At 70.5% G+C, this 19,451-nt stretch carries 14 protein-coding genes; 4 read left to right on the forward strand and 10 right to left on the reverse strand.

Annotated features, from left to right (window positions below; all coding sequences use genetic code 11):
• Nucleotides 1-93: 93 nt before the first annotated feature.
• Both AC5P09_RS13945 and AC5P09_RS13950 read right to left on the reverse strand, forming a co-directional pair.
• Nucleotides 94-726, reverse strand: a complete 633-nt coding sequence (locus AC5P09_RS13945; RefSeq protein WP_493874180.1) for an HAD family hydrolase — start codon at nucleotides 724-726, stop codon at nucleotides 94-96.
• A complete protein-coding gene (locus AC5P09_RS13950) occupies nucleotides 723-2,027 on the reverse strand; it encodes an LCP family protein (protein ID WP_493874181.1) in 1,305 nt (434 codons plus the stop codon). Before AC5P09_RS13950 ends, AC5P09_RS13945 begins: the two co-directional genes overlap by 4 nt.
• Before the next feature lie 119 nt (nucleotides 2,028-2,146).
• Between AC5P09_RS13950 and AC5P09_RS13955 the strand changes: the two genes are divergently transcribed.
• Nucleotides 2,147-2,704, forward strand: a complete 558-nt coding sequence (locus AC5P09_RS13955; protein ID WP_493874182.1) for an acyl-CoA thioesterase — start codon at nucleotides 2,147-2,149, stop codon at nucleotides 2,702-2,704.
• 49 nt (nucleotides 2,705-2,753) lie between these two features.
• On the opposite strand, the gene AC5P09_RS13960 is transcribed toward AC5P09_RS13955, so the two are convergent.
• Entirely contained in the window at nucleotides 2,754-4,217 is a 1,464-nt protein-coding gene (locus tag AC5P09_RS13960; protein WP_493874183.1) for an LCP family protein, read from the reverse strand.
• Between the two features lie 129 nt (nucleotides 4,218-4,346).
• Between AC5P09_RS13960 and AC5P09_RS13965 the strand changes: the two genes are divergently transcribed.
• Nucleotides 4,347-5,390, forward strand: a complete 1,044-nt coding sequence (locus AC5P09_RS13965) for a glycosyltransferase family 2 protein (protein ID WP_493874184.1) — start codon at nucleotides 4,347-4,349, stop codon at nucleotides 5,388-5,390.
• Between the two features lie 3 nt (nucleotides 5,391-5,393).
• On the opposite strand, the gene AC5P09_RS13970 is transcribed toward AC5P09_RS13965, so the two are convergent.
• From AC5P09_RS13970 to AC5P09_RS13995, 6 genes are all read right to left on the reverse strand, one after another.
• Nucleotides 5,394-7,013 carry an LCP family protein gene (locus AC5P09_RS13970; RefSeq protein ID WP_493874212.1) on the reverse strand — a complete coding sequence of 540 codons (1,620 nt, stop codon included), beginning with the start codon at nucleotides 7,011-7,013 and terminating at the stop codon, nucleotides 5,394-5,396.
• Between the two features lie 81 nt (nucleotides 7,014-7,094).
• Nucleotides 7,095-8,789, reverse strand: a complete 1,695-nt coding sequence (locus AC5P09_RS13975) for an LCP family protein (RefSeq protein ID WP_493874185.1) — start codon at nucleotides 8,787-8,789, stop codon at nucleotides 7,095-7,097.
• A gap of 158 nt (nucleotides 8,790-8,947) precedes the next feature.
• Complete coding sequence (locus tag AC5P09_RS13980; protein ID WP_493874186.1) at nucleotides 8,948-10,627, reverse strand: LCP family protein; 1,680 nt, start codon at nucleotides 10,625-10,627, stop codon at nucleotides 8,948-8,950.
• A 75-nt stretch (nucleotides 10,628-10,702) separates the two neighbouring features.
• Nucleotides 10,703-12,466, reverse strand: coding sequence for an LCP family protein (locus AC5P09_RS13985; protein WP_493874187.1), 1,764 nt, complete (start codon nucleotides 12,464-12,466; stop codon nucleotides 10,703-10,705).
• 230 nt (nucleotides 12,467-12,696) lie between these two features.
• Nucleotides 12,697-13,989, reverse strand: coding sequence for an LCP family protein (locus AC5P09_RS13990; protein WP_493874188.1), 1,293 nt, complete (start codon nucleotides 13,987-13,989; stop codon nucleotides 12,697-12,699).
• Nucleotides 13,990-14,248: 259 nt separating this feature from the next.
• Nucleotides 14,249-15,004 (reverse strand): TIGR03089 family protein, encoded by a 756-nt coding sequence (locus AC5P09_RS13995; protein ID WP_493874189.1) that lies wholly within the window; start codon nucleotides 15,002-15,004, stop codon nucleotides 14,249-14,251.
• Nucleotides 15,005-15,136: 132 nt separating this feature from the next.
• Between AC5P09_RS13995 and AC5P09_RS14000 the strand changes: the two genes are divergently transcribed.
• Together AC5P09_RS14000 and manB are read left to right on the forward strand one after the other, a co-directional pair.
• Complete coding sequence (locus tag AC5P09_RS14000; protein WP_493874213.1) at nucleotides 15,137-16,729, forward strand: peptidoglycan recognition protein family protein; 1,593 nt, start codon at nucleotides 15,137-15,139, stop codon at nucleotides 16,727-16,729.
• A gap of 165 nt (nucleotides 16,730-16,894) precedes the next feature.
• Complete coding sequence (manB, locus tag AC5P09_RS14005) at nucleotides 16,895-17,977, forward strand: mannose-1-phosphate guanylyltransferase (protein WP_493874190.1); 1,083 nt, start codon at nucleotides 16,895-16,897, stop codon at nucleotides 17,975-17,977.
• Between the two features lie 253 nt (nucleotides 17,978-18,230).
• On the opposite strand, the gene AC5P09_RS14010 is transcribed toward manB, so the two are convergent.
• Entirely contained in the window at nucleotides 18,231-19,241 is a 1,011-nt protein-coding gene (locus tag AC5P09_RS14010) for a DNA-3-methyladenine glycosylase family protein (protein ID WP_493874191.1), read from the reverse strand.
• Nucleotides 19,242-19,451: the final 210 nt, after the last annotated feature.

Here is a 19,451-nt window from a genome sequence, read left to right on the forward strand (position 1 = left end):
ACCCCGCCCGACTGTGTTCGAGGGCACCCGAGAGGGTGCCCTCGAACATGCATGGGGCCACCTGACCACCGTCGATGCAGAAGGGGCCGCCGTCTAGGCGAACAGCGGCTCCAACGCCCGTGCCAGGTCGGCCGGTTCACGGAAGTGGACCGGGTGCATGCCCAGCGCTGCCGCCGTCTCCACGTTCTCCTCGGTGTCGTCGACGAAGAGGCAGCGGTCGGGGCGGGTGCCGGCCAGGGACGTGGCCAGACGGAAGATGCGGGGGTCCGGTTTGGCGAGGCCCACGCGGGCGCTGTTCACGACGTGGTCCGCGAGGTCGGTCAGGCCGAGGGCGGTGAGGTCGTCCTCCAGGCGGAGGGTGGCGTTGGTGACGAGGACGAGGGGGACCCGGATGCGGGCGCGGCGGAGGAGGGAGACGACCTCGTCGTTCGCGTGGAAGGGCGACTCCAGTAGGGCCGTGCCCAGCTCCCAGGCCGTCGCCTCGGGGACCTGGCCGGTCAGGGGCTCGGCGATCGCGCGCACCCACTCCTGGCCGTCGATCCGGCCCAGGACGAGGGGCAGAACCGTCTCCGGGGCGAAGGCGACCTTCGAGGTGGTGCCCTCGGCCAGCCCGGCGGCGCGCTCCAGGGCGTGCAGCCGGGAGGAGTCGTAGAAGCGGATCACGTTGTCGACGTCGCAGAGCACCGCGTCGAACGGCGCTCTGGCGGGTCGGGAGGGGTCACTCACTCGGAGACCGTGACCTTCTCGTCGTTCTTCAGCTCGTCGACCAGCGTCTTCAGCTTGGTCTTGTCCCAGATGAGGTTGCCGGTGCTGGTGGACCCGGACGTCGGCATGTTCATCGACTTGCCGTCGCCGCCGTTGACGCCCTTCATCGCCCAGAACATCTTGGCCAGGTCGTACAGGCCCATGTCCTTGTCGACGATCAGCGAGTCCAGACCCGAGCCCATGGTCGGGTACAGCTTGAAGGGGTTGAGGATGGTGCTCGGGGTCGCGACCTGGTTGGCGAGGGCGTTGAGGAACTTCTGCTGGTTCTTCGTCCGGTCCAGGTCGGAGCCCTTCAGCGCGTACCGGGTACGGACGAAGGCGAGCGCCTGCTCGCCGTTCAGGGTCTGCTTGCCCGCCTCGAAGTCGGCGCCGGACTTGGTGTCCTTCATGCCGCCCTTCGGGATGTCGATCTCGACGCCGCCGACCGCGTCCACGATGCTCGCGAAGCCGGCGAAGCCGATCTCCACGTAGTGGTCGATGTGCAGGCCGGTGTTGAACTCGACGGTGCGGACGAGGAGTTCGGGGCCGTCCTCCGCGTAGGCCGCGTTCAGCTTCACGTGGCGGCCGGTGCCCGGGTACGTCTTGCCGGAGTCGGAGCCCTTGAACGTCGGGATCTCCACGTCCGAGTCACGCGGCAGCGAGATCAGCGTGTCGCCGTTGCTGCCGGTGTGCAGGATCATCATCGAGTCGGTGCGCTTGCCCTCGGCGGAGCCGGTGTGCAGCTTCTTCTTCTCCTCGGCGGACATCCCCGCGCGGCTGTCGGAGCCGACGATCAGGTAGTTCGTGCCCTCGCCCGCCTCCGGCCGGTCGATGACCTTGGACAGGTCGACCTCGCGGTTGAGCTTGGAGTCGGCCCAGAAGTACGTGCCGACGGTCGTCGCGACCAGCACCACCAGCACGGTGATCGAGGTCAGCTTGATCCGCCGACGCCAGTTCGGCGCGGGGCGCGGACCACGGGTGCCGGCGCCGGGGGGACCACCGGGGCCGCCGCCGTAGACCTGGCCCGTGTTGTAGCCGCTGTCGTACCCGTCGTCGTAGACGGTGTCGTCACCGCCGTTGACGTACGACGGCTGCTGCGGAACCCCGCCGTACGGCGGGGCCGGGGCGCCGGGGCCCCCGTACCCCCCCTGCCCGGGCGGAACCGCCTGGCCGCGGCGGACCTGCCGCATGACACGGGCGCTCTCGGGCTGTGCGCCTGCGCTGCCGCGTCCGTACCGGCTGCCGCGGTTGTCGTCGGACCATGCCTCGGGCCAATCGTTCATAGGCCCCAGTGTGCAGGGCACTGCTATGTGCCTTACAAGGTTCGTCGGAAAATAAGGGCACTGCTGTTGCGAAGCTGACACAAAATCCCGGGATGTCACCTCCGCATAAGGTGGAGGCCATGACAGATCAGGCCTCCGCCGCGGAATCGGAGACTCCGGATATCCCGGGCAAGCCGACCTCGGCGTCCCGGACCACGCTCAGCCACATCATGACCCACGCCGACACGAACCTCCTGGGCACCGTGCACGGCGGCGTGATCATGAAACTGGTCGACGACGCGGCCGGAGCCGTGGCCGGCCGGCACAGCGGCGGGCCCGCGGTCACCGCGTCCATGGACGAGATGGCGTTCCTTGAGCCGGTCCGGGTCGGCGACCTCGTCCATGTGAAGGCCCAGGTCAACTGGACCGGCCGGACCTCGATGGAAGTCGGCGTGCGGGTGCTGGCCGAGCGCTGGAACGAGTCGAACCCGGCCACCCAGGTCGGCTCCGCCTACCTCGTCTTCGCCGCCGTCGACGCCGACGGCAGGCCCCGCCGCGTACCGCCGGTGTTCCCGGAGACCGAGCGCGACAAGCGCCGCTACCAGGAGGCCCAGATCCGCCGCACGCACCGCCTGGCCCGACGCCGGGCGATCATGGAGCTGCGGGAGCGGCGGGCGGCGGAGGGCTTCGAGGACTGAGCGCATCGGGACTGAGCGGCTCCGGTCCCGGTCAGGAACCCCGAACCCCCTACGAACACAACACCTCGTCCCCCCGCACCACCCCGAACTCTCCCTGCGCCGGATCCACCGCCCGAACCTTCCGCACCTCCCGGAAGTCCGCCCCGGCGATCACCTTCAGCGTCGCGCCGAGCCCCTTCACCGCGCGCAGCTCGCTGCCCGGCAACGCGGCCGCGAGGGACTTCGCGGAGCGGTCCCAGCGGGGGTCGTACGCGACGACCGTGCGCTTCAGCGTGCGATCGGCCGCGTTGACCGGAAGCCGGGTCGTGCGGAAGCCCGTCGCCGCCAGCGCCGCGTCCACGCGTTTGCCGAGGCCGGCCGTCGCCGTGCCGTTCTCGACCTGGACGCGGATCTGCTGGGGGGCGACGTCCACGCGCAGGGCCTTGGCCTTCGGCTTGTGTACCGACAGGGGCTTGTCGTCGCGGAGGGACCGGAAGAGGCGGCCGGCCTTCTTGGCGTCCCACTTCAGCGTCGAGCCGACGCCCTTCACGGCGTACCCCATCTGCCCGATCGGCACCGTCGTGAACTCCGAGGAGGAGGGGGAGAAGTTGCGCATCGCCCGGCCGAGGTCGAGCAGTTCGTGCGTGCCGAAGCCCTTGTCGGCGCGTACGGAGCCGAGTACGGCCCGGGTGATGTCCCGGAACTTCATCGGGTTCAGCAGGATCCCGGAGGAGGTGGTGCGGTCGATCAGGGCGGCCAGGAAGCGCTGCTGGCGCTGCATCCGGCCGAGGTCGGAGGCGCCGTCGACGTGGCGGGAGCGGACGTACTGCAGGGCCTGGCCGCCCTGCAGGGTGTGTGTGCCGGGCGGGAGGTCGAGGCCCGTGTACGCGTCCTTGAGCGGTTCGGCGGTGCAGATCCTGACGCCGCCGAGCACGTCGACCGTCTTCATGAAGCTGGTGAAGTCGACCTCCAGGTAGTGGTCGATCTTCACGCGGGTCATGTTCTCGACGGTCCGGACGGTCAGCTGCGGGCCGCCCTCCGCGTACGCCGCGTTGAGCTTGACGGGGTGTCCGCGATGCCGTTCGCCGGTAGTCCCGTCGGTGTGGGCCGGGGTCATGGCGTACGAGTCGCGCGGCAGGCTCACCACGCTCGCCCGCTCCCGGTCCTCCGAGATGTGCACCATCATCATCGTGTCGGTGCAGTGGCAGGGGGCGCCGCCGAGCCGGTACTTCTGGCGCTCGGCCTCGGTGATCTTGTCGCGGCCGTCCGTGCCGACGAGCAGGACGTTCATGCCGTGGCCCGCCCTCGGGCGGTTCTTCATGTCCTTGAAGGCGTCGACCCGGGCGATGTCCGCGTCGAGGCTGGTGACCACCGCGTGACCGATTCCGGCCGAGGCGAGCACGACCACGGAGAGGGTCGTCACCGCCCGCATGGCCCAACGCGGCTTTTTCCGTCGTACGGGGGGCCGCGCCGACCGCTGTGGCTGCGGGCGGCGCGAGGGTCGGGCGGCTGGAGAGCGGGGCGGCGTGGACATGGCGGGACACCTCCGCGAGGGGCCGTACGTGGGATCGTGAGCACCGTAGGCCCATACGATCTGCGGTCCGGTACACCGCCCCGGGCGGGGCGCGGCGGTGTCCCCCGTTCGCGGTAACGTTTGCTCCCTATGAACGCCAATCCCGACGTGCAGCTCCCCGCCGTGTCCGTCATCATGCCCGTCCTCAACGAGGAGCGGCATCTGCGCGGAGCCGTCCAAGCGATCCTCGCGCAGGAGTACGCCGGCGAGATGGAGGTCGTGATCGCCCTCGGTCCGTCCACGGACCGTACGGACGAGATCGCGGCCGAACTCGTGCGCGAAGACCCGCGTGTACACACCGTCCCGAACCCCACCGGCCGTACGCCCGCCGCGCTGAACGCCGCGATCGGGGCCTCCCGGCACCCGATCGTCGTGCGCGTCGACGGCCACGGCATGCTCTCGCCGAACTACATCACCACCGCCGTACGGCTCCTGGAGGAGACCGGCGCGCAGAACGTCGGCGGCATCATGCACGCCGAGGGCGAGAACGACTGGGAGCACGCGGTCGCCGCCGCCATGACCTCGAGGATCGGCGTGGGCAACGCCTCCTTCCACACGGGCGGCGAGGCCGGCGAGGCCGAGACCGTGTACCTCGGGGTGTTCCGGCGCGAGGCGCTGGAGCTGCAGGGCGGGTACAACGTGGAGTTCATCCGCGCCCAGGACTGGGAGCTCAACTTCCGCATCCGCGAGGCGGGCGGGCTGATCTGGTTCTCGCCCGAGCTGAAGGTGTCGTACCGGCCCCGGCCGAGCGTGCGCGCCCTCGCCAGGCAGTACCGGGACTACGGCCGCTGGCGGCACGTCGTCGCCCGCTACCACGAGGGCTCCATCAACCTGCGCTACCTCGCCCCGCCGACCGCGGTGTGCGCGATCGTGGCGGGAATCGTCGTCGGCGCCCTGGTCACCCCGTGGGCCCTCGTGCTCCCCGGCGGCTATCTCGGGGCGATCACCCTCGGGTCCCTGCCCGCGGGCAAGGGGCTGTCGCTGAAGGCGCGTCTGCAGATCCCCGTGGCCCTCGCCACCATGCACATGTCGTGGGGCTGGGGCTTCCTGACCAGCCCGCGCTCGCTCGCCCGCAAGGTGATCGCGAGCCGGCGCCCGGCGGTGCAGGCGGACGCGCAGGAAGCGTCAGCCTGACCGTCAGGACCAGGTGAACTTCGGGTTCACGTGCATGCAGGCGTCCTCGTCGGCCCCGTTGAGCGCCTCGGCGGACTTCGGGGTCGTGTCGTCCTCCTCGGGCGCCCGGTACGCCGTACCCTCGCGCCAGTCCGCGCCCACGACGACCGTGACCCCGGAGACGTCCGTCGACCGCTCCACCGAACTCGCCGGAATCCCGAGGGACTTGGCGACCCGCTGGGCGTCGCCCTCCAGCTCGGCGCTCGGGTAGCGGACGACCGTACGGTCCTCACTGAGCGCGGAGGAGGTGTCCGCGTCCGCCTTGGTGAAGCCCTTCTCCACGAGCAGCCCGGTCACCGTGCTCGCCCGGTCGTTCGCCGCGCGCAGGGTGTCGGTGCGGGTGCCGTTCTGGACGAGGACGCCGATCTCGTCGTAGGCGGCGGCCGGGTCGCCGGAGGCGGTCGCAGACGGGCTCGGCGTCGCCTTCTTCTCGTCCTTGCCGTCCAGCGCGATGTCCTCCCGGACGAGGCGGAACAGCTGCTCGGCGTCCTCCGTCGGCTCGACTCGGGCGCCGACGTACCGGTTGGGCATCGTGGTCATGGTGATGCGCGCCGGATCGACCCTGCGCAACTCGTTGCTGAGGTCGTAGAGCTTCTTGACGGTGTCGAGGCCCGGGTCGACCGTGAGGGCCGCGGTGGCCTTCTCGGCGAGCTTGCGGAGCTTGTTGGGGCTGCTCAGGGTGGCGTTCTCACGCAGGGTGCGGACCATCGAGTTCATGTACATGTGCTGGGCCTTGGCGCGGGCGAGGTCGCTGCCGTCCTCGAAGCCGTAGCGGGTGCGCAGCCACTGCAGGGCCTGCTCGCCCTTCACCGGGGTGGTGCCCTTCTCCAGCTTCAGGCCGGAGCCGTGGCCCTGCCAGTCGCGGGAGAGGATGTTGGCGTCCACGCAGACCGGGACCCCGCCGACGGCGTCCGCCATGGACACCACGCCCGCGAAGTCGACCATCACGAAGTGGTCGATGTGGGTGCCGGTGAGCTCCTGCCAGGTGGCCACCGTGCAGCCCGGACCGCCGTGGCCGAGGCTCCGGTTGGTCATGACGCGGCCCTCGCTCGCCGGGTACACCTCGTCGTCGTCCGGGTCCGTGCACTTCGGGATCTTCACGAGGGTGTCGCGGGGCATGCTGACGACCGACATGTTGGAGCGGTCGGCGGACAGGTGCACCAGCATCTGCACGTCCGCCAGCGGCGTCGCGCCGAACGTCTCGCGGGCGCCGCCGAGTTGCTGGTTCTCCTCGGTGTCGCGGGCGTCGGAGCCGATGAGCAGGATGTTCAGCGGGGTCTGGCCGGCGGCGTTCGGCGTCGGTTCGGCGACCTTGTTGTCGCCGAGGTTGAGCTCGTCCTTCTTGATGTTGCCGTTCAGGTGCCGGTAGTAGAGGTAACCGGCGGTGGCCGAGCCGATTATCAGCACGGCGAGCGTCGCCGCGGACCAGCGCAGCAGCCGGTGCCTCCGCGGCGACCGGCGCCGGACGGGCCCGCCGTGCAGGCCGTCGCCAGTGGTGCCGACCTTCCGGGCCGCCGGTTCGACATCCCGAACACTGTTCCGCGTCACTTCCGAGTCCTCCCCGACTACCCGCCCTCGCGCCATGGCGCGGCCCGCCGTACGTCCTGGAGACATACGACGGGCCCGTCAGGTTGCTCTATTTCGTCAACTTGCGCGTTCTGCTCGTCAACTCGCGCACTGGACCTTGTCGGCCGTGGACTTGTCCACGTTCGGCGTCTCGGCCGAGGCGGAGTTGAGTTTCACGCCCGCGCCCTTGAAGTCCTTGCCCAGGATCAGGGTCATCGTCGGCTGTCCCTGGGAGTTGGTCACGCTCTCGCCCGGCTTCATCGCCGAGCCCGAGAGGCCCATGATGTCGGCCAGCCGGCGGGCCTGGTCGGCCTGGTCGGGGGCGTACTCGAGGGTCGTCTTCGCCTGGTCGGCGTCCGCGTTGCCCGCGTTCTCCGACTTGACGACGCCCGCGCTGTTCTGCAGCCAGTCCAGCTGGGTCTGCGCGCTGCCGGACGCGGCACCGCCGTTGAAGACCTGGACCCGCACCTCGGAGGCGTCCGCCTTGGTGCCCTTGAGACGGGCGGCCACCGCGGCGGCCTCCTTCTTCTGCTGCGCCTTGACCTCGGTGAACGAGATGTCGTTCTTGATCATGTCGAAGACCTGGGGCGCCCTGGTCTTGTCGACGACCACCGTCGCCTTGATCTCCTCGGTGGGGTTGTCCACCACCGGGATCGTGGCGAAGGTGATGTTCTTGGTGGGCACCTTCTTCAGCTCCAGGGCCACGTCCTTGAGCGTGCCGACCTTGCCGATCGCGGTGTCCACGGTGAGCGCGTTGGTGGCCGCCTCGGCCAGCTTCAGCAGTTTCGTGGGGTTGGTGAGGGTGTCGCCGGAGGACATCTTGCGCATCAGCGAACCCAGGAACTGCTGCTGCACCTTGATGCGGTCGAGGTCGCCGCTGTTGCCGAAGCTCTTGCGGGTGCGCAGGAAGGCGAGGGCCCGCTCGCCCTCGACCGTGGACTCGCCCTTGGGCAGGACGAGCTTCGACTGCTTGTCGTTGACGGCCTCCGTCACACACACCTCGACGCCGTCCACCGCTGTCGTCAGCGTCTTGACCGCGTTGAAGTCGGCCATCATGAAGTGGTCCGGCTGGATGCCGGTGGCCTCCTTGACCGTCCGCATGGTGCAGCCCGCGTCCCGGCCGCTCTCGCCGAGGCTCCGGTTGAAGCGGACGCCCTGCTGTCCCTGGACGGTCACCTCGGTGCCGTCGTCCTTCGTGGCCTGGCACTCCGGGATGTCGACGATCAGGTCGCGCGGGATGCTCAGCGCGGTCGCGTTGGAGCGGTCCTTGGCGACGTGCAGCAGGATCGTGGTGTCGGCGTGGCCGACGCTGCCCTTGTCGCCGTAACCGTCGTTGCCCTCGCCGGTGCGCTTGTCGGTGCCGATGACGAGGATGTTGAACGCCTCGTCCTTCTTGAAGCTGCTGGCGCCCGCGTCACCGACGTCCGTCGTCTTGACGTTGCCCTCGAGGTGCTTGAGGTAGAAGTACCCGGCACCCGCGGTGGCGACCAGGACGAGCGCCATGCTGCCGCCGGTCCACAACAGGGCCTTCTTCGCCCCGGACTTCTTCTTGACCGGCCGGCGTCCGCGCCTGCCCGGCAGCGGCTCCTCGGGGGCGGGGCCGCGTCTGCGCGGGGGCGGTATCTCACGGCCGGGGGCCGCCGGCGGTGCCGTACGGCCGCCCCGGGGCTGGGGAACGGTCCGGCGCGGTGCGGCGGGCGTCAACCGCAGTTCGTATTCACCGGTGTTCGGATTGAGTACCCACTGGTCTGCGGGGTCGATGTGCTCCGCCCGCTCACGGCCTGGTGCGTCCAAGGTTGTCCGAATCCTCCGTCAGGGCCACACGGCGCCTTCCCCCATGGATCGCTCACACTATCCGCACGGTTCGGCGTCGAGTGAACTTTCCCCGGTTTCTATTGAAAGGGAGTTCGACCGCGCGGCAGGGCCGAAGGGCTGGACCGCGCGGCCGGTTTCTACCAGCGATACGGCTTGTACACGTCCATGCACTGACCGGTGTCGGATCCGTTGATGGCGTCGGAATTGCTCGGCAGATCCCCGGCCTGAGGCGTCTTCTGCTTCGGATAGGCCGTGCCGGAACGCCAGTCGGCGCCCACGACGACGGTGACCCCGGACACGTCCGCCGACTTCTGCACCGAACTCACCGGAATGCCCAGGGACTTGGCCACCGCCTGGGCGTCCCCCGCCAGTTCGGCGCTCGGGTAGCGCACGAGGGTCCGCGCCTCGGCGAGCGCCGCCGAGGTGTCCGTCGTCGCCTTGGCGAACCCCTTGCCCACGAGTTCCCCGGCGATGTCCCTCGCCCGGCCGCTGACCGGGCCGAGGGTGGCGGACCGCGTGGCGTTCTGCACCAGGACGCCGATCTCGTCGTCGGCCGCGGCGGGGTCGTCGGTGGTCCTGCCGGCGCTCGCCGTACTCGCCGTACTCGCCGGCTTGGCGTCCGCCTTGGCGCCCTTGTCGTCGAAGGGCACGTCGTCGCGGAGCATCGCCCACATCTTCTCGGCGTCGGCCCCGGCCGGCAGCAGGTGGTTGGCGTCCTCGGGGTCCTCGACGGTCGGCATCGTCGTCATGGTGATGCGGTCCGTGGGCACCGTCTTGAGCTGCATACCGAGGTCGTACAGCTTCTTGACCGTGCCGAGTTCCTCGGAGACCGTCAGGGAGTTGGTGGCCGCCTCGGCGAGGTTCATCAGCCGGCCGCCGTCGGTGAAGACGTTCTGGCTCTTCAGCGTGCGGATCATCGAGTTCATGTACATGTGCTGGGCGCGGGCCCGCAGCGGGTCGCTGCCCCAGGCGTGCCGGGTGCGCAGCCACTCCAGGGCCTGCTTGCCCTTGACCTTCTTCGAGCCGGCCTTCATCTTCAGGCCGGAGCCGCCGGGCACGCCCGGCAGCGGGCGGTCCCACACGTTCTGGTTCACACAGACCTCGACGCCGCCGATGGCGTCCGCCATGCTCACCACGCCCGCGAAGTCGATCGTCATCCAGTGGTCGATGTAGATCCCGGTGAGGTTCTCCCAGGTGGCCAGCGTGCAGCCGGCGCCGCCGCGGCCCAGCGTCGTGTTGATGATCTCGTTGGTGGCCGGGTACGTCTTGTTGCTGTCCGGGTCCTTGCACGCCGGAATGTCGACCCGGGTGTCACGCGGAATGCTCACGACCGCGGCGCTCTTGCGGTCCGCGGACAGGTGGATGAGCATCTGCACGTCGGCCAGCGGCGCGTTGTCGCGGTTGTCCTTGCCGCCGCCGAGCGCTACGTTCGCGTCGGACTTACGGCTGTCCGAGCCGATCAGCAGGATGTTCAGCGGCGTCTGCCCGGCCGCGTTCGGCTCGGTCTTGCGCGCCTTGGAGTCGGCGTTGCTGCGCCGGCCCTTCTCGATGTTGCCGTTGAGGTGCTGGTAGTAGAGGTATCCGGCGCCGGCCGTGCCGAGTATCAGCACCGCGAGGGCCGTCGCGGACCAGCGCAGCATCCGGTGCCTGCGCCTGGCCTGCCGTCGCCGGCCGCGCCGTCCGCCGTGCCCGCCGCCGGAGGAGGTTCTGCCGGAGCCGTCGCCGTCGTCCCCACGACGGCCGCCCTCCTGCCCGGCCCCACTCGCGCGCCGGACGCCCGGTCGCGTCCCCTCCCCGTGCACACTGCTGTGCGTCATCCCCAGTTCCCCCTACCCTCGCGCCGTCGACGGGCCTGCCCTACGCCCTGTCAGACGTAAGCCGGGCCCCTCAGGTCACTTGGCGCACTCGACCTTGTCCGCGGTGGACTGCTGAACTCCCTCCGGCGCCTTCGTCGGAGCGGTGAGCGACACGCCCGCGCCCTTGAAGTCCTTGCCCAGGGTCAGCGTCATCGTCGGCAGGCCCTGGGAGTTGGTCACGCTCTCGCCCGGCTTCATCGCCGAGCCGGACAGGCCCATGATGGCGGCCAGCCGGCGGGCCTGGTCGGCCTGATCGGGAGCGTACTCGAGGGTCGTCTTCGCCAGCTCGGCGTCCGCGTTGCCCGCGTTCTCCGACTTCAGCACGCCCTCTTCGTTCTGCAGGTACTCCAGCTCCGCCTGCGCGCTGCCGGCCTCCGCACCGCCGTTGAGGATGCGCACCCGCACCTCGGAGGCGTCCGCCCTGGTGCCCTTCAGCCGGGCGGCCACGGCGGCGGCCTCCTTCTTCTTCTGCGCCTTGACCTCGGTGAACGACACGTCGTTCTTGATCATGTCGAAGACCTGGGGCGCCGAGTTCGGGTTGACCACGACGGTCGCCTTGACCTTCTCCGCCGGGTTGTCGATCACCGGCACCGTGGTGAACGTCAGGTTCTTGACGTTGAGCTTGCCCAGCTCCAGACCCAGGTCCTTCAGCTTGTCGATGCTGTCCAGCTGGGAGTCGACGGTCAGCGCCTTCGTCCCCGCCTCGGCCAGCTTGATCATCTTCGCCGGGTTCGTCAGCGTGTCGTTGGACTTCAGCTTGCGCATCAGCGCACTGAGGAACTGCTGCTGCAGCGTGATCCGGCTCAGGTCGCCGCCGAACCCGACCGCGTGCCGGGTGCGCACGAACGCGAGCGCGGTCTCGCCCGAGATGTGCTGCGTCCCCTTCTTCAGGTCGAGGTGCGAGTCCGGGTCCTTTATGTCCTTGGCCAGACACACGTCGACCCCGCCGACCGCCGAGGTCAGCGTCTTGACCGCGTTGAAGTCGGCCACCATGAAGTTGTCGGCCTGGACCCCGGTCAGTTCGGTGACGGTCCGCACGGTGCAGCTGGGCGTACGGCCGTCCTGGCCGAGGCTGGTGTTGAAGCGGACGCCGGTCGTGCCCGGGATGATCTCCTTCGTGCCGTCCTTCCGCGTGGTCGGACAGTCGGGGACGTCGACGATCAGGTCGCGGGGGATGCTGAGCGCTGTCGCGTTCGAGCGGTCCTTGGAGACGTGCAGCAGGATCGTGGTGTCCGCGTGGCCGACGCTGCCCGCGTCGCCGTAGCCCTCGTTGCCCGAGCCGGTGCGCTTGTCCGTGCCGATCAACAGGATGTTGATCGCCTTGTCCTTCTGGAAGCCACCGGTGCTCGCGCCGTCGTCGGCGACGGACGTGATGTTGCCGTTGAGGTGCTCGATGTAGAGGTACCCGGCGCCCGCCGCGGCCACCAGCACGAACGCCATCGTGCCGCCGGTCCACAGCAGGATCTTCTTGGCCCTGGACTTCTTCTTCACCGGCCGCCGGCCGCGCCGCCCCGGCAACGGCTCCTCGGGCACGCCCCGGCGCCTGCGCGGCGGCGGCACCTCACGGCCGGGGGCCGCGGGGGCCGCTGGGGAAGCCGTACGACCGCGCGGCGGGGCGCCCGCCCTGTCGGTGACCGATCTACGGGGCCCGGGAACGGCCGACCGCGGTGACTGCGGCGACCGCGGTGACTGCGGTGCGGAAGGGGTCAGTCGCAGTTCGTATTCGCCTGTGTTCGGGTTGAGCACCCACTGGTCTGCGGGGTCGATGTCGTCCGCCCGCCCACGGCCTTGCGCGTCCACGGTTGTCTGAACCCTCCGTCGGGGCCACGCGGCGCCTTCCCCCTCCAAGGCGCTCGGGTCTCGGTCATACAGTGCTCGACCCCAGGACAGACCTATGGCCGGTGGCACCGGATCGCTCACACTAACCGGCTTGTTCGGCTCCGAGCGACGCCGGTGATTAATTCCACGTCACTACAACTGGGCAATCCGCCCATTTACCCGGGAGGCTGTGCCTCACCTTGGCGAACGCTTTACGCGCACGCGTCCTCGGCCGCCGTGTTCCCGCGGAAGGTCGGCGCGGGCGAATTGACGGCGGAGGGTTCACCGGACCCTTCTCCGTCCGCCTTCTGGCTCCCCTCCCCGTCCGCGCTCTCGTCGCTTTCCTCGTCGTTCTCGGCCGAATTGCGGCTTTTAGTCGCCGAGTCCGCAGGAGCCGCCGAGTTCCGCGGAACCCTTTCCGCGACCTCCACCGGCGCGTCCGAGCGCAGCCGCTCGAACAACCTTTCCGCTTCGGGCTCCACGAGCTGGTCACGATTGGCGTTGTAGACGTACGACTCTCTCGGCACTGTAAGGAATTGCACACGTTCGGTGGGGATGTCGCGCAGCCCGCGCACGAGTTCGTACAAACCACGCAGGCTCGCCAGATCCGGGTCGGTCGTCAGCGACGAAGTGGCCGCGTCCAGGACCGGATAGAGCTTCACCGGATTCAGCAGTACGTCATTGCTCTGCACCTTGTTGACCAACGCCCCCAGGAACCGCTGCTGCCGGTCCATCCGGTCGGTGTCACTGCCGTTGCCCAGCGTCTTGCGGGCCCGCACATACCCGAGGGCCTGCTCGCCGTCGAGCGTCACCCGCCCCGCCGGGAGCCTCAGCTTGGCGGCCTTGTCACGGATCGGCTCGGCCAGGCACACCTCGACGCCGTCGACCGCGTCGACCATGTCCTTGAACCCGTGGAAGTCGACGACCATGTGGTGGTCGATACGGATGTTCGTCAGCCGCTCCACGGTCCGGATCGTGCAGGCCGAACCCCCCACCTGGAAGGCGTAGTTGAACATCGTGAACATGGGCTCCGACCTGGTGCCGTCGGGCCGCAGGCACCCCGGCACGTCCACCATCAGATCCCGCGGCAACGACACCGCGGTGGCGCTGCCCCGCCCCGCCGCCAGATGCAACAGGATCGTGGTGTCGGACCGCTCGGTCCCCGAGTCCCGCCCGTAGCGCCGGTTCTCGTCCCCTGACCGCGAGTCCGACCCGATCACCAGAATGTTCTGCGCCCCCCGCACCAGCGAGGTCGGCCGCTCCTTCTCGTACCGCGCCAGCTCGGCCGCCGCCGCCTTGTCCGACGTGATGTTCCCGTCCAGCTTCGCGTAGACGGCCCACCCGGCCCCGCCGGCCGCGAGCAGCACGACCACGACGCCAACCCCGGCCCCGCGCACCCACCGCCGCCGACGCCGCCGTATCAGCCCTCCACCGGTCGCCGAGGCCCCCGCCCCCGGCCCGAGCGCTCGGGAGGGCGCGGAAGGCGCGCCTGCGGTGTCGGTCACGTCGGCATCCACCCCTCACGGCGTACGAGCGTGTCGTGCGAGCTGCTCCTACGACCATGGCGTGGATGGGGGGTCGGGGGGTGGGTGGAGGGGGCCGAACGGGGGACGGATGCGGGGGTCTGGGGGCGGCAGCCCCCAGGTGACGGTCACCTCTCGACCGACCGAGACGGGCGGTGGGTGGGCATAGGCCCGGGGGTCTGGGGGCGGAGCCCCCAGGAGCGCCCGCACCAGCGCCGGGTCCCGGCGAAACGGTCGCCGCCTACCGAGCCGTAGCCGACACCCGCTCACTCTCGATCCGCTTGGCCAGCGCCTCCTCGCCCAGCTGATCCAGGTTCCGGCACAACACCACGGACCCCCCGGTCGCCAACGGCGCGTACAACCCCGCGTTCAACCCCTCCCACGTGTCGTACGGCAGAGCAGACAGCAGCCGCGACCCGGGCCCCGTCAGCCCCACCCCCGTCGCCTCCGCCCGAGCCCGCTCCACAACCTCCGCCGCGCTGAACTCCCGCCCGGCCACGATCAACGCCGGTGCCTCGGGATCCACCGGCGCGAACGGCACGAACCGGTCCCCCTGACTCGGCACCTCGACGGCATAGTCGGCGAACCCGGCCGGCGGCTGCGGAAACCGCCCGCCGAGCGGCCGCAGGGCCAGCGCGACCCGCTCCCCGGGGCACGCCCGCGCCGCCTCCAGCGAATCCGGCCCGCTCACCACCACGTCGGCAACCGCCGGATCACCGCCCACGTCGGCGATCACCCCCACCGACGAACACGCCAGCAGCCACACCGCCGTCTGCCAGTGCGCGGGCAGCAGCAGCGCGACCCGGTCGCCGGGTCCCGCGGCGAGGTCGCCCTGGAGGAGGTTCGAGGTCTTGGCCACCCAATTGGCGAAGGTGGCCACGGACAATTCGACACGTTCGCCCGTGGCATCGTCGTAGAAGGTCACCAGGGGGCGTCCGGGGTCCGCGGCGAGCGCGGAACGCAGCAGGTCGGCAGGGGTGCGATCGGTGGCGTTCACCCGAAGAAGCGTACGCGGGCCCGCGATCGCGCACCGGCCGGTGGGGCCACGGATCGCCGCCGGTCCGCCACCGGTTCGGCGGAGCGCCGCCCAACGGCCCGTCAATTCCCCGATGGACAGATATGTATGACTATGTCCAAGATCAGGGGCATGCGTGGATTCCTTGCTTCCTCGATCGGCGTCACCTGCGCGGCCGCTCTGGCCCTTCCGCTGACCCCGCCCGCGGCCGCGGCAAGCCCGCCGGCCACGGAGACAGTGCTGTCGGCGAGAGCGCCGACGGCGTACGCACCGACCAAGACGAACGCACCCACCAAGACGAACGCACCCACCAAGACGAACGCACCCACCAAGACGAACACCCCGGCCAGGACGAACACCCCGGCCGAGGCACCCGTACCGGCCAAACCGCCCACGAGACCCGCCCCGGACGCGGAAGCGCCCGGCAGCACCCAGTCGCTGCCCCTCGCGCCCCTCACCCACCCCGACCGAACCCTCGCCCCCACCGCCGACCAGGGCCTGCCCCGCCAGGACGTACGGCACTTCTCACTCGTCGGCGTGATCTGGGACGACCCGGACGTCGAACTCCACGGCCGCGTCCAGGTCCGTACCCGCGCCGCCGGCACCGGCACCTGGTCCGGCTGGCAGGACGTCGACACCCACAACGGCGACCACGCGGCCGACCCGGACACCGCCGAGCGCACCTCCGGCCGGGTACGCGGCGCGACCGCACCGCTGTGGGTGGGCGACTCGGACGGCGTGGAGGTGCGCGTCCGCGCGGACGCCGGGGCCCACGACCACCGGGTCGAGGAGACCGCCCGCGGCCCCCGTACGGTGACGGCCGGCTCTCCGCTCCCCTCCGGTATGCGCCTCGAACTGGTCGATCCCGGCGCCCCGCCCGAGGCGGCTCCCGACGTCACCGCCGGCGCTGCCCGCGCCCGCGGCCTCGCCCCGACCGCCGAACCGGTCGCGGCCCTCGCCGCCGTGGACGCGTCCGCCGCCAACGCAGGCCTGGCCCCCTTCGGCGCCACCGAGATCCCGGAACTCACCCGGAGCCAGACCGAGCGGGAGCTGCTCAGCCTCAGGGCCGCCGAGCTGACGCGGGAGCAGCGGGCGAAGCCGAAGATCGGCCCGCGCCCGCGCATCGTCACCCGGCGCGGCTGGGGCGCGAACGAGAGCCTGCGGGAGCGGAAGTTCGTCTACACGAAGAAGGTCAAGGCGGCCTTCGTGCACCACACGGCCTCCGGCAACGGGTACCGGTGCGCCCAGGCTCCCTCAGTCATTCGCGGTATCTACCGCTACCACGTCCTGAGCATGGGCTGGCGCGACATCGGCTACAACTTCCTCGTCGACAAGTGCGGAAACATCTACGAGGGGCGTGCGGGGGGCGTGGCGAAGCCGGTCCTGGGCGCCCACACGCTGGGTTTCAACACCAACAGCATGGGGATCGCCGTCCTCGGCAGCTTCGGCTCCACCAAGCCGTCCGCCTCCGCGGTGAAGGGCATCGCCCGGCTCACCGCGTGGAAGCTCGGCCTGCACGGCGCCAATCCGCGCGGCAAGACATACCTGAAGTCGGGCGGTGGCAATCTGTACCGCAAGGGAAAGAACGTACGACTGAATGTGATCTCCGGTCACCGGGACGGCTTCCCAACGGCCTGCCCGGGCTGGCAGCTCTACCGCAAGCTCGCTACGACCCGTTCGACGGCGGCCCGCTACCAGGGCCGATAAGCCCGGACCAGGGCTGGGGGAGCAGCCGTAGGACGACGCATTCACCGCCGTCGGGGGGCAGGGGCGGAATGCCGCACGGCCGTCGAAGGCACCGCACAACGGTCTGCATACACTGGCCGGCCGAAAGAGAGTTCGGCCGGTCCCGGCAGGAAGCAGAGACGACAGGTGACTGAAGCGATACTCCTGGTCGGCGGCAAGGGCACGCGGCTGCGCCCGCTCACGGTGCACACACCGAAGCCCATGGTCCGCGCGGCCGGGGTCCCGTTCCTCACGCATCAGTTGGCGAGAGCGAGAGCGGCGGGCGTCGACCACATCGTGCTCGCCACCTCCTACCTGGCCGAGGTCTTCGAACCGTACTTCGGCGACGGCTCCTCCCTCGGACTCCACATCGAGTACGTCACGGAGGACGAGCCCCTCGGCACGGGCGGCGCGATCCGCAACGTCGCCTCCCGCCTCCACTCGGCCCCCGACGACCCGGTCCTGATCTTCAACGGCGACATCCTGACGGGCCTGGACATCAGGGCCCTGGTGGAGACCCACGAGCGGACGGCCGCGGACGTCTCCCTCCACCTCACGCAGGTCACCGACCCGCGCTCCTACGGTCTGGTCCCCACGGACGAGACGGGCAAGGTCCTGGCGTTCCTGGAGAAGCCGCAGACCCCCGAGGAGATCGTCACCGACCAGATCAACGCGGGGGCGTACGTCTTCCGCCGCTCGGTCATCGACACGATCCCGCACGGCCGCCCAGTCTCCGTCGAGCGCGAGACCTTCCCCGACCTCCTGGCGGCCGGAGCCCACCTCCAGGGCATGGTCGACTCGACGTACTGGCTGGACCTCGGCACCCCGGCCGCCTTCGTCCGCGGCTCCGCCGACCTCGTCCTGGGCCGCGCCCCGTCCCCCGCGATCCCCGGCCGCTGCGGCGACCGCCTGGTCCTCCCGACGGCACGGGTCGCCCCCGACGCGAAACTCACCGGCGGCACCGTCGTCGGCGAGGGCGCCTTCGTCGCCGAGGGCGCGCGCATCTTCGGCAGCACGATCCTCCCGGGCGCCGTCATAGAACCCGGCGCCGTCATCACCGACTCCCTCGTCGGCACCCGGGCCCGCGTCGGCGAACGCTCCGTCCTCACCGGCACGGTCATCGGCGACGGCGCCGTCATAGGACCCGACAACGAACTCCGCGACGGCATCCGCATCTGGTGCAACGCCCAAATCCCCGCAGGCGCGGTCCGCTTCTCCCCGGACCAGTAACCCACCCCTCCACTCCACCCCAACGCCGGGCAGCCGACCAAGCCTGCCCGGCGTTGAGCGATACCGGTCCGCGCGTCTCGGCGTGTCCAGTGCTGGAGCCGGGAACGGCCATCCGCAACCCCCACCCACCCGCTGGGGCGCAGCCCCGAGGGCACGGTCCACCTCTTGTCCGACCGAGTCGGGTGGTGGGTGGGCAAAGGCCGGGGGTCTGGGGGCGGAGCCCCCAGGGACGGTCACCACAACGCCGCCGAGGTCACAGCCGCCCGATGTCCCCCCGAGGCATCCGCGGCGCCCGCCTCGCCGGAACCGTCCCGCTCAGCAGGATCAACCGAGCCGCCCGATGCCGCTGCCCCGCATAAGGCTCCAGCAGCTCCAACATCACGTCGTCATCCGCGTCCCGGTCCCCGGCCAACGCCCACCCCACAATCCCCGGCAGATGCAGATCCCCCACGGTCACTGCATCCGCCGCCCCATGGCTGCGCTGCACAACCTCCGCCGAAGTCCACGGCCCAACCCCCGGCACCACCTCCAACCGGGCCTGCGCCTGCGCCGGAGGCATCCGCACCGCTTCCTCCATCCGCCCCGCAACCCGAACAGCCCGCAGAATCGTCGACGCCCGCTTGTTGTCGACCCCGGCCCGATGCCACTCCCACGACGGAATCAACGCCCAGGTCCGAGGCGCCGGCATCACCCACAGCCGCCCACCCGCCGCAGGCCCCGGCGCCGGCTCCCCGAACCTCCGCACCAGCAACCGCCACGCCCGATACGCCTCATCGGTCGTGACCTTCTGCTCCAGAATCGACGGGATCAACGACTCCAGCACCAGCCCGGTCCGCGTCAACCGCAGCCCCGGCCGCCGATGCCACGCCCTCGCCACCACCCGGTGCCGAGGAGCGAACACAGCCGGGTCGTCATCGGCCCCGAGCAACCCCGGCAACCGCTCCAACAGCCACTCGGCCCCCGGCCCCCACGCCTCGCCCCGAACCGCACCACTCACCGCGGCGACCCGCAGCGTCCCGGGCCCGGCAGGAGTAAGACTGGCCCGCCACACGGACCCGTCCGGCATGGCCCGGAACGTCGGATCCCCGGGCCCTCGCCGCAGCGGCCCGAGCACCAGCCCGAGCTCGAGCGGCCCGTCCGGCACATACGTCCGAACCAGCCCCGGAGCCTGCGCCTGCCGCGGCACGCCCCGCGCCGCGGGCACCCCGACCTCCCCGCCGCGCACCGTCGTACGCGTGGGCCGGGGAGCGAATCGTCCTGCCACGAATGAGCTCCCGGAGAAGTCGGAGGTGTCCTGGCCGCCCTACGAGACCAGACCGCCTTACGAGCCCTGGCTGCCTTACGAGCCCTGGCTGCTCTACGGGACCAGGCAGCCGTACGGGACCAGGCAGCCGTACGAGAACAGGCGGCGCTACGAGACTAGGCGGCCCTACGAGACTATGCGGCCGCACGACGCCCCAGCGCCCGTATGACC

It is taken from the genome of Streptomyces sp. a15 (genome assembly GCF_059026085.1).